This window comes from Myxococcus sp. NMCA1 (assembly GCF_026810205.1).
Classification (GTDB): domain Bacteria; phylum Myxococcota; class Myxococcia; order Myxococcales; family Myxococcaceae; genus Myxococcus; species Myxococcus xanthus_A.
The window spans coordinates 7,629,366-7,642,859 of sequence record NZ_CP113950.1 but is presented as its reverse complement, the minus strand read 5'-3'; the positions used below and the strand labels follow the sequence as shown (position 1 = coordinate 7,642,859).

11 protein-coding genes are annotated in these 13,494 nt (G+C 70.1%); 8 read left to right on the top strand and 3 right to left on the bottom strand.

Going from position 1 to position 13,494, the window contains the following annotated elements; genetic code table 11:
* Positions 1–18: 18 nt before the first annotated feature.
* The 3 genes from OZ403_RS31590 (at position 19) to OZ403_RS31580 (ending at position 5,457) form a co-directional block, all read left to right on the top strand.
* On the top strand, positions 19–1,419 hold the full coding sequence (locus OZ403_RS31590) for a M20/M25/M40 family metallo-hydrolase (protein ID WP_268782489.1): 1,401 nt from the start codon (positions 19–21) through the stop codon (positions 1,417–1,419).
* A 79-nt stretch (positions 1,420–1,498) separates the two neighbouring features.
* Positions 1,499–2,395: a transcriptional regulator gene (locus tag OZ403_RS31585; protein WP_140856894.1), complete on the top strand. Its 897-nt coding sequence runs from the start codon at positions 1,499–1,501 to the stop codon at positions 2,393–2,395.
* Positions 2,392–5,457, top strand: a complete 3,066-nt coding sequence (locus OZ403_RS31580) for a serine/threonine-protein kinase (protein WP_268782488.1) — start codon at positions 2,392–2,394, stop codon at positions 5,455–5,457. Before OZ403_RS31585 ends, OZ403_RS31580 begins: the two co-directional genes overlap by 4 nt.
* A 44-nt stretch (positions 5,458–5,501) precedes the next feature.
* Here the strand turns inward: OZ403_RS31580 and OZ403_RS31575 are convergent, their stop codons facing one another.
* Complete coding sequence (locus tag OZ403_RS31575) at positions 5,502–7,040, bottom strand: carbohydrate-binding protein (protein ID WP_268782487.1); 1,539 nt, start codon at positions 7,038–7,040, stop codon at positions 5,502–5,504.
* 148 nt (positions 7,041–7,188) lie between these two features.
* On the opposite strand from OZ403_RS31575, the gene OZ403_RS31570 reads away from it, so the two are divergent.
* Complete coding sequence (locus OZ403_RS31570; RefSeq protein ID WP_140794991.1) at positions 7,189–8,070, top strand: YhfC family intramembrane metalloprotease; 882 nt, start codon at positions 7,189–7,191, stop codon at positions 8,068–8,070.
* Between the two features lie 7 nt (positions 8,071–8,077).
* Here the strand turns inward: OZ403_RS31570 and pip are convergent, their stop codons facing one another.
* Positions 8,078–9,046: a prolyl aminopeptidase gene (gene pip / locus OZ403_RS31565; RefSeq protein WP_140794990.1), complete on the bottom strand. Its 969-nt coding sequence runs from the start codon at positions 9,044–9,046 to the stop codon at positions 8,078–8,080.
* A gap of 230 nt (positions 9,047–9,276) precedes the next feature.
* Between pip and OZ403_RS31560 the strand changes: the two genes are divergently transcribed.
* Positions 9,277–9,465, top strand: a complete 189-nt coding sequence (locus tag OZ403_RS31560) for a hypothetical protein (RefSeq protein WP_268782486.1) — start codon at positions 9,277–9,279, stop codon at positions 9,463–9,465.
* A 51-nt stretch (positions 9,466–9,516) separates the two neighbouring features.
* Here OZ403_RS31560 and OZ403_RS31555 read toward each other — a convergent pair whose 3' ends face one another.
* The gene (locus tag OZ403_RS31555) at positions 9,517–10,737 is read right to left on the bottom strand and encodes a small ribosomal subunit Rsm22 family protein (protein WP_268782485.1); all 1,221 of its coding nucleotides are present in this window, start codon (positions 10,735–10,737) and stop codon (positions 9,517–9,519) included.
* 125 nt (positions 10,738–10,862) lie between these two features.
* Here OZ403_RS31555 and OZ403_RS31550 point away from each other — a divergent pair, with 125 nt between their 5' ends.
* The 3 genes from OZ403_RS31550 to OZ403_RS31540 are packed head-to-tail and all read left to right on the top strand — an operon-like array spanning position 10,863 to position 13,478.
* Entirely contained in the window at positions 10,863–11,870 is a 1,008-nt protein-coding gene (locus OZ403_RS31550; protein ID WP_140794987.1) for an ABC transporter ATP-binding protein, read from the top strand.
* Positions 11,867–12,670 (top strand): ABC transporter permease, encoded by an 804-nt coding sequence (locus OZ403_RS31545; protein ID WP_140794986.1) that lies wholly within the window; start codon positions 11,867–11,869, stop codon positions 12,668–12,670. The genes OZ403_RS31550 and OZ403_RS31545 overlap by 4 nt, the downstream gene beginning before the upstream one ends.
* A 1-nt stretch (position 12,671) precedes the next feature.
* The gene (locus OZ403_RS31540; protein WP_140794985.1) at positions 12,672–13,478 is read left to right on the top strand and encodes an ABC transporter permease; all 807 of its coding nucleotides are present in this window, start codon (positions 12,672–12,674) and stop codon (positions 13,476–13,478) included.
* The last annotated feature ends 16 nt before the right edge of the window (positions 13,479–13,494 follow it).

Genomic DNA, 13,494 nt, shown 5'->3' with positions numbered 1-13,494 from the left:
TTGGGTTAAGGGGTGAGCATGTCCACCGACAACGCTCTCTCACACTTCGAGTCGAAGAAGCAGACGTACCTGGAGGACCTCAAGTCCCTCGTCCGGATTCCCAGTGTCTCATTTCCTGGCTTCGATGCGACGCAGGTACGACGCAGCGCGGAAGCGACTGCACGGCTGTTGAAAGACCGTGGTTTTGAAAACGTTCAGCTACTCGAAATCGAGGGCACGCACCCCTACGTCTATGGCGATGTGCTCAAGGCGCCGGGCAAGCCCACGCTGCTGCTCTACGCGCACCATGACGTGCAGCCCGCGGGCGACGAGGCCGCGTGGAAGAGCCCTCCGTTCGAGCCGGTGGAGCGCGACGGCCGGCTGTACGGCCGCGGCTCGGCGGACGACAAGGCGGGCATCGTCGTGCACACGTCCGCGGTGGAGTCGTGGCTGAAGGGCGCGGGCGCGTTGCCGCTCAACGTGAAGGTCATCATCGAGGGCGAGGAGGAGATTGGCAGCAACTTCCTGGGCGCCTTCCTCCAGGAGCACGCGGCGCTCCTGAAGGCGGACGCCATCGTCCTCACCGACACGTCCAACTTCGACACCGGCCTGCCGTCCATCACCACCGCGCTGCGCGGGCTCGTCACGGTGGACGTGGAGGTGCGGGCGCTGCGGCAGGCGGTGCACTCGGGCATGTGGGGCGGGCCGGTGCCGGACCCCGTCATGGCGCTGTGCCGCATGCTGGCCACGCTGACGCACGAGGATGGCTCCATCGCCATTGAAGGCATCCGTGAGCGCGTGAAGCCGCTGACGGACGCGGAGCGCCAGAGCATCCAGTCCCTGCCCGGAGACGAGGCGCACTTCCGCGCGCAGTCGGGCCTGCTGCCGGGCGCGCAGGTGCTGGGAGGCGGGGCGCATCCGTGGGAGATGAACTGGCGTCAGCCGAGCATCGCCATCAATGCCATCCAGGCCAGCAGCCGCAAGGACGCGCGCAACATCATCTGTGATTCGGCCTGGGCGCGGGTGGGCATCCGCATCGTCCCGGACCTGGAGGCGCGCGACGTGGAGCAGCGCCTGAAGGAGCACCTGCGCAAGGTGTGCCCGTGGGGGTTGGAGGTCCACTTCGACACGGAGGGCGCGTCCGGCTGGTGGTACACGGACCCGTCTCATCCCGCGTTCCAGGCGGCCTTCCGCGCGCTGGAGAAGGGCTACGGCACGAAGGCGGTCGCCATTGGCTGCGGCGCCTCCATTCCCTTCGTGGAGCCCTTCGCGAAGGAGCTGGGCGGCGTGCCCGCGCTGCTCATCGGCGTGGAGGACCCGTACACCTATGCCCATTCGGAGAATGAAAGCCTGCACCTGGGCGACTGGGAGAAGTCCATCCGCAGCGCCATCCACCTCTACGCGGAGCTGGCCGAGGCCCTGAGCGCGCGGAAGGTTTGAGCACCCGGTGACTCCGGGCCCTGGTCTCGTTGAATCGTGGGCTTGATGTATCGTCAGCGTGATGTCAGGAGCGCTTGGGATGCATGGGGCGAACGCGGAGTTCTTCGAGTGGGTGTTGCAGTCCGCCGGCGAGCCGTCCTCCGCTCGCCTCCGTGCGGCGCCGAGTGCCAGGGAGGCCGTGGACCGCGCCGTCTCCCTGGCCACGGCCCTCCACGCCGCCGCGCCCGAGTCCAAGGCCTTCGCCCAACACCTGGGGGCGCTGCTGTCGCGAGCGGTGGACCCGGTGCTCGCGCTGGAGCGACTGCATGCCAGGGACGTCGCGCTCGCGCTCTCCTGCGCACAGGGACTGCCAGCGGCCCGTGCGCTCCTGGAGCAGGAGGTCCTCCTCAAGCTGCGCGTTCCCCTGTCGCGCATCCACCCCTCGCCGGTGTTCACGGACGAGGTGTTGCAAGCGCTCCGGGCCAACCTCCTGATGCCTCGCGCGGAGGCTCCGTCCCGGTTGCTCGGGTACGCGGGCGCGGGCCCGCTGCTGCACTGGGTGAGCATCTCCGCGACGCGGCTCGCGCTGCGGATGCGCAAGGCGCTGGGAGAAGAGTCCCACGTCGAGGCCGAGGTGCTCGCCGCACACCCCGCGCCGGGCGGCCTGGAGCTGGGCTTCGTGCGGGAGGAGGCCCGGGGGCATGTGCGTGCGGCCTTCGTCCGGGCGGTGGCCTCGCTGGACGATGAGGACCGGGAGTTGCTGCGGCTGCACTTCGTCGAGCGCCTCTCCCTGGAGCGCATGGGCGCCCTGTTCGACCTGCACAAGTCCACCCTGTCACGCCGGCTCACCGCGGTGCAGTCGCTGCTGGAGAAACGGACGCGGCGCGCGCTCGCTGAACGCCTGTCGTTGCCCGAGCCGGAAGTGGACAGCGTGATGCGCGCCATCCATGGGCGGCTGGACTTGAGCCTCTCGGGCCTGCTGGAGGGGCGCGAATGAGCTGCCCGGATGAGAACGCACTGTCGGGGTTTGCGAACGGCGCGTTGGACCCGGATGGCATGACGACGGTGCGCCAGCATGTCTCCGGCTGCTCGGAGTGCCGGAGCGTGCTCGCCGCGCTGGGGGGGCTGGAGAATCCTCCCCCGTTGGTCGACACGGGGCTGCTCGTCTCCGGTGCGCGGGTGGGACGGTACGTGGTGCTCGGGCTGCTCGGCGAAGGTGGCATGGGGCGCGTCCATGCCGCCTATGACCCGGAGCTGGACCGCAAGGTGGCGCTCAAGCTGCTGAACCTCGCGAGGCTCGGGGAGGACTCGCTGGCCCAGGCGCGTCAGCGATTGGAGCGCGAGGCCCGCACGATGGCCCGCCTGTCGCATCCCCATGTCGCCCGGCTGCATGACGTGGGCGAGTTCCAGGGACAGCTCTTCCTGGTGATGGAGCTCGTCGAGGGCGGCACGCTCCGGCGGTGGCTGGCGGAGAAGCCGCGCACGCGCCGGGAAATCCTGGCGCGCTTCATCCAGGCGGCGGATGGGCTCGCGGCCACGCACGCGCTGGGCATCATCCACCGCGACTTCAAGCCCGACAACGTCCTGCTGACGCGCGACGGTCAGGTGCGCATCACCGACTTTGGCCTGGCCAACGCCGCGGTGGGACTGGGGCCTCCTCGGGAGGATTCGGCCATCGACTCCGGCGAGGCGCCGCTCACCGTCACGGGGACCTTCCTGGGGACCCCCGCCTACGGCGCGCCGGAGCAGCTTCGCGGAGAGCGGGGGGATGCCCGTTCGGACCAGTTCGCCTTCTGCGTCGCGCTCTACGAGGCGCTCAACGGGCAGCGGCCCTTCGCGGGTGCCACGCGCGAGGAGCTCCTGGCGTCCATGCAGCGCCAGGAGGTGCGTCCGGAGCAGCGGGGCGTGCCCTCGTGGCTCAAGGCCGTGGTGCGGCGGGGCCTCTCCGTGGACCCGTCGCGGCGCTTCGAGTCCATGCAGGTGCTGCGAGCCCGCCTCGCGCGGGAGGTGGGGGCCTGGAAGCGCAGTGCGGCCACGGCGGTGCTCGCGGGAGGACTGGTGGGCCTGGGGTTCCTCGTGCTGGGGCCTTCCGCGGCGGCGCCGAGCGAAGCCTGCCAGGGCAGTGAGCGGCACCTCGAGGGCATCTGGGACGCGTCCGTGCGTGAGGCCACGCGTCAGGCCTTCCTGGGGACGGGAGCCCCCGCGGCCGAGGCCTCGTTCCAGGCCGTGGCCTCCACGCTGGAGCAGTGGACGCAGGACTGGACGCGCGCGCATCAGTCCGCGTGCGAGGCGACGCGTGTCTTCGGCGAGCAGTCGGAAGCGGCGCTGGGGCTGCGGATGACGTGCCTGGACCAACGGCTGGGAGAGCTGTCGCGGCTGACGGTGGCGCTCCAGGGCGCGGACGCGCGGACGGTGGAGCGGGGCTTCGGGCTGGGGGCCTCGCTCGGGGGCGTGGGCGGGTGCGCGGACGTGCGCACGTTGCAGGAGGCCGTGTCTCCGCCGGAGGACCCGAAGGCGCGTGCGGAGGTGGACGCGGTGCGCGCGGAGCTCGCGCGGGCGAACGCGGAGAGGCTCGCGGGGCATACCCCCGAGGCGCTGCGAATCGCGCTGGCCGCCCGGGAGCGCGCGCTCGCCACCCATCATCGGCCGCTGGAAGCCGAGGCGCATCTTCTCTGCTCGCGATTGCAGGAGGACGCGGGGGCGTTCGAGGACGCGCGCGAGTCCCTGGTCCAGGGCTCTCTGGCGGCCGAGGCAGGGCGGCATCTGGGCGTGCTCGCGCGGGTGCTGCACTTCCAGGCCTGGCTGCATGGGTACGGAATGGGACGGCCCCAGGAGGCGTGGCCCTTCCTCCATCGCGCCCGGGCATTGGCGGAGACGCTGCGAGACGCCGAGCTGGACACCCTGCTGGACCAGGTGCAGGCGGAGCTCCTGGAGCAGGAGGGCCGCTTCTCGGAGGCCGAGTCGCTGCTACGTGCCTCGCTGGAAACCGCCAGCGCCCGGGGCCAGACGTTCGCGCGCGCGGAGCTGAACGGCCGGCTGGGATTGCTGGCCCGGCAACAGGGGCGGTTGCTGGAGGCGAAGCGTTGGCAGGAGGAAGCGCTGCGCGTCCATGAGAAGCACCACGGGCTGGCGCACCGGGACACGGGACGGGCCCTGTCGAACCTGGGGGGCACGCTGGCCCTCCTGGGGGAGCTATCGAGCGCCGAGGCCGTCCTCAAGCGGGCGCTGGGCATCCTTCGCCAGACGCTGGGTGCGGAGAACCTGTCGGTGGCCCGGACCTTGTCCAACCTGGCCCTCGTCTACTTCGAGCGGGGGCATGGGGCCCAGGCGCGGGAGGCCGCGGAGGAGAGCTGGGCCGTGGCGCTCAAGAGCGTGGCTGCCGACAGCCCGGTGTTGATAGGGGTGAAGTCCAATCGGCTGGGGGTGCTGGGCGAGCAGGGCGAGCGTTTGCCGGAGCTGGAGTATGCCCGAGGCCTCCTGGCGCATCGCGAGCGTGCCTATGGCGCCACCCACCCGGAGGTGGCGCTGGATGCGCACGAGGTGGGCCGGCTGCTGCGTCTCCTGGGGCGTCCGGACGAGGCCCGCGGCTTCCACGCTCGCGGCGTCTCGCTCCAGCGGCCCCTGGCCGACAAGGGGGAGGTGGACGGCTCGGGACTGCGCTACCTGGCGGATGCCCTCCTCTTTTTAGGGCAGGTGGACGAGGCCCGTCGTCACGTGGACCAGGCGCTCGTGGCCATGGAGCGGGACCTGGGGCCTTCGTCGTCCGAGCGCATCGAGGCGCTCCTGCTGCTGGGGGACGTCCATCTCGCGCGAGGTCAGCCCGCCGAGGCCCTGGCTCCACTGCGGACCGCGCTGGCGGACCTCATGGCCCGGCAGGTGGTCTCCGCCCGCGTTCCCAGGCTGCGCCGCCGGCTCGCGCGGGCGCTTCGGTTGACGGGCGCGGTGGAAGAGGCCTGCGGAGAGGCCCGCCGCGCCTGGGAGGAGCTGTCCGTGTGGCGCACGGCCTATGTCCAGGAGACGGCGGAGGCGCGGGCCGAGCTGGGGCACTGTCGCGGGTAGCGGCCGCTGTCATCCAGCGACCGCCACCCTCGCGCCGGGGCTCTCTAGGGAGAGGTGTCCAGGTACGCGCGATGGCTGTTGGAGAACTCGAAGTTCGTGAACGCGTCCCAGTTGATGGACCAGGTCATCAGGCCCTTGAAGCCGGGGTAGCCGGCGGGATTGCGCAGCACGTAGGTTCCGCCGAAGGGCTGGCCCTTGAGCAGATAGTCGAGCGCCTTGTGCACGTTGGCCGGCGTCGTGTACCCGCCGCCCGCCGCCTGCGGTGACGACGGCAGGCCGATGAGCACCTGGTCCGGCCGCAGCGCTGGGAACATCGCCTGGGGATTGCCGCCGACGGGGAACCCCTGGAGCATCATCTCCGCCATGGCCACGTGGAAGTCCGGCGTGCTCTGCGCGTAGGCCCGGCCGTCGAGCGCCATGACGGTGCCGGTGTTGTAGTGCTGCACGTGCAGGTACGTCAGTCTGTCTCGGAGCGCGTGGATGACCGGCAGGTACGCGCCCCAGGGGCCGCCGTACGCGGCCATGCCGCCTTGGACGTAGGCCGTCTCGGGCGCCATGGTGAGGATGAAGCCCGGGCCGTTCTGGTTGAGGAGCTGGCGCGTGGCCTGGATGACGTTGACGATTCGCGGCGTGGTGGGGTTGCGGAAGTCGGTGTCGCCGCCATTGAGAGACAGCGAGCTGCCCTCCAGGTCCAAATCCAACCCGTCGAAGCCGTAGGTGTCGATGAGGGCCTGCATGCTGGTGACGAAGTCCTGCCGCGTGGTGGCGTCATCCAGGTGGACGGTGCCATTCGCGCCGCCGATGGAGATGAGCACCTTGCGGCCCTGGCTCTTGAGCAGGGCGACGTCCGCCTTGAAGTCCGCGATGCTCGAGTTGTACGGCGCGAAGGCCATGCGGCCGGAGCCTGGGCCACCCACGGGCTCGGCGAAGGCGACCTGGATGACGTTGTACTTCGCGGAGACGTCCCGCAGCCGGATGTTCGTCGAGCCGTTGTCGAAGTTGTGCCAGTAGCCCACGATGATTTTGTTCCCCGCGGGCGGCGTCCCCGTCGTCGCGGAGACGCTGTTGCTCACCGCCGAGCGGTTGCCCGCGGCATCCCGCGCCTTCGCGGTGAAGGAGTAGGTCGTGTTCGCGGCCAGGCCCGTCACCGTGACGGTGGTGGCGCCCGAGGTGGTCGCGGACGCGGCCGTGCCCCCGTTGGTGAAGACCTCGTAGCCGGTGACGCCCACGTTGTCCGTGGCGGCGCCCCAGGACAGCGACACGCTCTCATGCGTCTTCGCGGTCGACGTGAGCGAAGGTGGAGCGGAAGGAGCCTGGGTGTCCGGTGGTGGGTTCCCCGTACGTTCCAGCCAGAGTGCCGGTGTGTTGGGGGGCTCCCAGCCGACGATGGAGTGATGCGACTGGCGGCAGTCGTAGCCCTTGCCTCCATGGGAGACGATGTCGCCCACGGTGTACGGGATGTTGGGTGCCCACGCGCCCCGGTCCGCCGCCAGGACATGCGCGGGGAGCAGGAAGCTGAGCAGGGTGGTGAGGACCACCAGGGCCGCGAGGCCCGTCCGGTGGAGGTGTCCTGGAAGCTGCATGGCGTCTGCCTTTTCTGCTGGGGGAATGGCGGGCCCGGAGGCTCCACCCCGCAGAGAGCGGCCCCGCCTGTTTTTCGGGTCAAAGCCGTTAAGTCTTGGAGGCCGGCACTTTCCCCTGGATTCGGGCGGCGCTTCGCTGGTGTCCTCGATGCTGGGCGTCAGGAACCTGTGCTTCCTGGAGGGGAGAGGCCGCGTGGACGCTGTGGATACGAGGCTGGTCACCAGTTACGCGGTCGCCATCGCCTTCGACGTGCTGATGCCGGTGGGCATGGTGCTGTGGGCGCGCCGGCGGCTGGGCGTGGCCTGGAAGGTGGTGGGCTGGGGCGCGGCGGCGTTCGCGCTGTCGCAGTTGCTCACCCGGCTGCCCCTGGTGCAGGTGGCGCAGTACTTCATGCGCGACGCGCTGAAGACGTCCTCGGTGCTTCTGGGCGTCTGGATTGTCGTGCTGTCCCTCACCGCGGGCCTCTTCGAGGAGACGGCGCGGCTGTGGACCTTCCGCAAGCCGCTGAAGGACTTCCGCCGTTGGCGCGACGCGGTGGGCTTCGGCGTGGGCCACGGTGGCCTGGAGTCGGCGCTGCTGGTGGGCGGGCTGTCGGCGCTGGGGCTCGTCAACGTCATCGCACTGTCAGCGTTGGACCCCTCCACCTTGCCGCTGAAGCCGGAGCAGGTGGCGCAGGTGGTGGAGGCCAAGGCCACCATCGCCGCGCTGGACTGGTGGATGCCACTGCTGGGGGCCTACGAGCGGCTGGGCTCCATGGTGGTGCACATCGCGCTGTCGGTGGTGGTGCTCCAGCGCTTCATCCGCGACGAGGTGAAGTGGTACTGGCTCGCGGTGGGCGCCCACGCCTTCTTCAACGCGCTGACGGTGGTGGTGGGGAAGCAGGCCACCGCGGCGTGGGGAAAGCAGGCAGGGGCGTTCGCGGGCGAAGCCATGGTGACGGTGGCCGCGCTGGTGGGCCTGTGGGTCATCCTCTATTTCCGCCGCGTGGACGCGGAGCGCGACACGGCGGCGGTTCCGGCGCTGACGTGAGCCGGCGCTAGCGCCCGCGGAAGCGGTCCGTGGCTTCCACCAGCGCGGAGGTATTGCCCGGCTCGTTCGCGGAGTGCCCCGCGTCGGACACCATGACGAACTCCGCCTCTGGCCAGGCCTTGTGCAGGGCCCAGGCGCTCTCTGGCGGGCACACCACGTCATAGCGCCCCTGGACGATGACGGCGGGGATGTTGCGGATGCGGTGCACGTCGTCGAGCAACTGGGTGTCGCCGCGCAGGAAGCCCCGGTTGACGAAGTAGTGGCATTCGATGCGGGCGAAGGCGAGCGCGAAGGTGTCCCCGCTGTTGCGCGCCACCAGCTCCGCGTTGGGGTACAGGCAGCTGGTGCGTCCTTCCCACACGCTCCACGCGCGCGCGGCCTCCTGCTGCGCCCTCACGTCGGAACCCATCAGCCGGCGGTGGTAGGCCGCCAGCAGGTCCCCGCGCTCCTCGGGGGGGATGGGCTCCAGGTAGTACTCCCAGGCATCCGGGAAGAGGGCGCTGGCGCCTCGCTGGTAGAACCAGTCAATCTCCTGCTTGCGCAGCAGGAAGATGCCGCGCAGCACCAGCTCCGAGACGCGCTCGGGATGTGTCTGGGCATAGGCCAGGGACAGGGTGCTGCCCCATGAGCCGCCGAAGAGCTGCCACCGGGAGATGTCCAGGAACTCGCGCAGCCGCTCCATGTCGGCCACCAGGTCCCAGGTGGTGTTCTCCTCCAGGCTCGCGTGCGGGGTGCTGCGTCCGCAGCCACGCTGGTCGAACAGGATGATGCGGTACGCGGTCGGGTCGAAGAAGCGGCGCTGGCGCGGGTCCGTTCCTCCGCCGGGCCCCCCGTGGACGAAGAGCACCGGCTTGCCCTCCGGATTGCCACTCTCCTCGAAGTACACCTCATGCCCACCGGAGACGCGCAGGCGTCCGGTGCGGTAGGGCTCCAGGGGCGGGTACAGCGAACGCAGCGGCCGGTGGGACACGGACACGGGCAGGCCTTCCGTAGCGGTGGGAGCGGCTGACCCTAACAGGGGCCCCGCCGTGGGCCTTCCGTCCGCCGGGGGCAGGTGGTCTGGAATGTGCGGCGGGCTTCCTGCCCGGAGGGCGCTCTGTCAGGCATGCCACGGACGATGTGACGGCGAGTTCACCGCGCCGCAACGCGGGCTTCGCGGACGGCATGGAGACTGCCGGCTGTCTCCCACACCCCACGGAGCACGCCATGAACATCGCTTCGCTCATCCGTCCTTCGACTTCGCCTCACATGCCCGCGCCGCGCCGGCTGCGGCTGGTTCGCGTGCAGTCCACCGTCCTCGCGCAGGGCGCGGTGGGCGCCATGAAGGACGGCGTGAAGGCCTTGCGCCACATGTGCGACGTCCTTACGGGAGGCGATGCCCAGGCCCGGCACTGAGCCAGGCCATGCGTCTTCCGGCCCCGGGGAGTCAGGGGCCGGGTGCTTCACTCAGGAGGGCGCGCCCGGGCGTGGGCCGGTTCCCGGGCTCGAGGGCGCGTCCTCCTTCGGAGGCGGGGGCGGCACGCCCTTGCCCGCGGGAGCCACCACCCGCACCTCGGTGCGCTCGTCGAGCGCGAGCCCGTCACCCTTGGGCTCCGTCTCCGTCACGGAGATGACGTCGCCCCGGTTCAGCTTGAGGAAGCGCTCGTTGCGCTCGTTGCGGTGGCGCTCCTGCATCGCCAGGCCCACGCGGCCCTCGGGGCCACAGCCGATGTAGCGGTGCCGGCCCTTGCCCTCCAGGGGCTCGGAGACGATGCGGAACAGTCGCCCAGGCGTCAGCTCCGGCCACGCCTCGTCCTTGGGGGCCAGCACCAGGTAGCTCATCTTCAGCGATTCCTTGTGCAGGCTCGCCGCGCGCGCCAGCTCCTCCACCACGCGAGGCATGGGCCAGGCGCGCTCGGCGTGGCACCAGTCCGTCTCCTTCACCAGGGCGGGGCAGGGGCCGCGGTACATGCAGGGCGCGCGGACGGCGTAGCCCTTGGCCACCATGGCGTCGCGCACGTGCAGCAGGCCGCGGCTCGTCTCGCGCAGCGCGGGCTCCATCACCAGCAGGCTGCCGCCGCGCTTCACCTTCGCCAGAATCGTCTCCAGCAGTGCGGCGCGGGGGGCAGTGGCCGCGTCTCCCGTGCCGTACAGCTCGTTGACGACGTGGCCCATCGTAATCAGGTCGAACTGGCCTTCGGGCAGCGTGGCGCCCTTCTTCGTCGGGTCCCAGTCTCGGGTGGCCAGGGCCTCACCGGCCTCGGCGGCCAGGTTCCGCGCCAGGGTGAGGGCGGCCTTGCTGCGGTCGGCGGCGGTGACCTGGCCCCCGCCCGCGTCCAGGGCGGCGAAGGCCACCGGGCCCGGACCGCTGCCCAGGTCCAGCACCTGCCGGGGGCGGTTCGGCAGCTCGCCGAGCACCTGCCGGGCCTGCGCATAGGACACCGGCCAGTAGAAGAGGAGATAGGCGCCCAGGAGCTTCGGGTCGTCCATGTACCGCGCGCCGGCGAGTTGCCGCTCCCGGGTGAGGCCCAGGGAGAGCTGGCGGACACCCGCGGCCACCTCCTTCACCTCCTGGGGCGTCAGGCGCGTCTCCGGGACGCCGCCACCGCCCCGGCCGCGTGACGCGCGCCAGACGGCGATGAGCCGCGGCATCCATCGCTCCAGGTCCTTGCTGTATGCGTTGCTCATCGAACCCAGCCTTCACCTGTGGGGCCGCGTCCCTCCGCGGCCGTTGCCAAACCATTGTCGTCCCGCCAAGCCGTCAACGGCGAGATCGCCATGGAGGGGGAGACCGCGTTAAATCCTGGTCGCACATGATTTCCGTTCGCGGCCTTCGCAAGCACTACAAAGTCCATAAGCGCCCGCCGGGCTTGAAGGCGGCCCTCCGCTCGCTCGTCCACCGTAGCTACACCACGGTGAAGGCCGTGGATGGGATTTCCTTCGACATCCGCCCCGGGGAGCGGGTGGGCTTCCTGGGCCCCAATGGCGCCGGGAAGACGACGACGCTCAAGGTCCTCTCCGGCCTGCTCTATCCCTCCGACGGCGAGGTGACGGTGGACGGCCATGTCCCGCAGAAGCGGGAGGAGGCCTTCCTCAAGAAAATCATGCTCGTCATGGGGCAGAAACAGCAGCTCCTGTGGGACCTGCCTCCGGCGGAGACGTTCGAACTCAACCGCGCCATCTACGACGTGCCCCAGGCCCAGTACAAGAAGACGATGTCGGACCTGATTGAGCTCCTGGAAATCGGGGACCTCATCGGCAAGCCCACCCGTCAGCTGTCGCTGGGGGAGCGGATGAAGTGCGAGCTGGCCGCGGCGCTCATCCATCAGCCGCGGGTGCTCTTCCTGGACGAGCCGACCATCGGGCTGGACGTGGCCATGCAGGCCACCATGCGGACGTTCATCAAGGAGTACAACGAGAAGTACGGCGCCACGCTCATCCTCACCAGCCACTACATGGACGACGTGGCGGCGCTGTGCCCCCGCGTCATCGTCATCGACAAGGGCCTCCTGTCGTACGACGGCGGCCTGGACGCGCTGGTGCAGCGGGTGCGGCCGGAGAAGCGCGTGGTGCTGCGCCTGTCGGCAGAAGTGGACGCCGAGCGCCTGTCTCCGCTGGGCCGGGTGGTGACGCATGAGCCCGGTACCGCGGTGCTCCAGGTCCAGCAGGAGGCGGTCAACGCCACCATCACCCGCGCGCTGTCCACGTTGCCGGTGATGGACCTCACGGTGGAGAACGCGCCGCTGGAAGAGGTGATGAGCGAGCTGTTCGCGGAGTCGAAGGCGCGCCGGGCGGCGGCGTCGGAGCCGGTGTCCGCATGAGCGCCCGGACCACACTGCGCGCCTTTCCCACGCTGCTACGGGTGGGGTTCGCGGAGGCGGTGGCCTACCGCGCGGAGATGCTCATCTGGGTGCTGTCCACCACCATGCCGCTGGTCAACATGGTGCTGTGGATGGCGGTGTCACGCGAGGCGCCCGTGGGCCGCTTCGGCGAGGCGGACTTCATCAGCTACTTCCTGGCCACCTTCGCGGTGCGGCAGCTCGCCACGTCGTGGGCGGCGTGGCTCATCAACTGGGAGGTGAAGCAGGGGACGCTGGCCATGCGCCTGCTTCGTCCCATCTCCCCGCTGTGGGCCTACGCGGTGGAGAGCATCGCCGCCTTCCCCATGCGGTTGATGGTCGCGGTGCCGGTGATTCTGCTGAGCGTGGCGCTGGTGGGGCAGAAGGCGGTGCCCCAGCACGCGTGGCAGTGGGGCTTCGTCGTGCTGGCGGTGATTGGCGGGTGGGCCGTGGCCTTCCTGGCCAACGTGGCCATTGGCGCGCTGTGCTTCTTCCTGGAGAGCAGCCAGAAGGTGCTGGAGGTGTGGCTGGTGCTCTTCTTCGTGTGCTCCGGCTACATGTACCCGGTGGAGCTGCTGCCGCCCACGCTGCGCACCATCATCGACTGGTTGCCCTTCCGCTATCAGATTGGCGTCCCGGTGGAGATGCTGACGGGGGCCTACGGCTGGGAGGAGTCCCTGCGGCTGCTTGCGGCCCAGTGGGCCTGGGTGGCGGTGCTGGGCGTGTTGGCGGCGGTGACGTGGAAGCAGGGCGTGCGGCGCTTCGCGGCGTTCGGGGGCTGAAGTGAAGGTGAAGCGCTATCTGCGGCTGCTGGGCATTCAACTCAAGGCGTCGGGGCTGCTGTCCCTGCAGTACCGCGCGGACTTCTTCACGGAGGGGCTGACGTCCCTCTTCTGGACCTTCACGGCGCTGGCGCCGCTGTTCGTCGTCTACAGCGAGCGGCCCAACATTGAGGGCTGGAGCTTCGGCGAGGCCTTGCTGGTGGTGGGCTGGTTCACGCTGCTGCAGGGCATCCTGGAGGGCGCCATCAACCCCAGCCTCACGGGGGTGGTGGAGCACATCCGCAAGGGCACGCTGGACTTCGTGTTGCTCAAGCCGGCGGACGCGCAGTTCCTGGTGTCCACGCAGCGCTTCCAACCGTGGCGGGCCTTCAACGTGCTGACGGGAATCGGGTTGTTCGCCTACGCCTTCACGCTGCTGGGACGGTGGCCGTCGGTGACGGGGCTGCTGGCCTCCGTGCTGCTGCTGGGGACGAGCACGCTCCTGCTCTACTCGCTGTGGATTCTGACGGTGAGCGCGGCGTTCTTCGTCGTGCGGGTGGACAACCTGACGTACCTGTTCACGTCCATCTTCGACTTCGCGCGCTGGCCGTCCTCGGTATTCCAGGGCGTGGGGCGCGGCGCGCTGACGATGGTCTTCACGTACGTCATCCCGCTGGCGCTGATGACGACCTTCCCGGCGCAGGCCATGCTGGGCCGGCTGCCGCCCCAGTCGCTCGTGGGCGCGGTAGTGGGAGCGGGGCTCTTCGCCTGGGGCTCGCGTCAGGTGTGGCTGCGCTCCATCCGCCGGTACACGTCGGCGAGCAGTTGACGGGGGCGTGAAACGC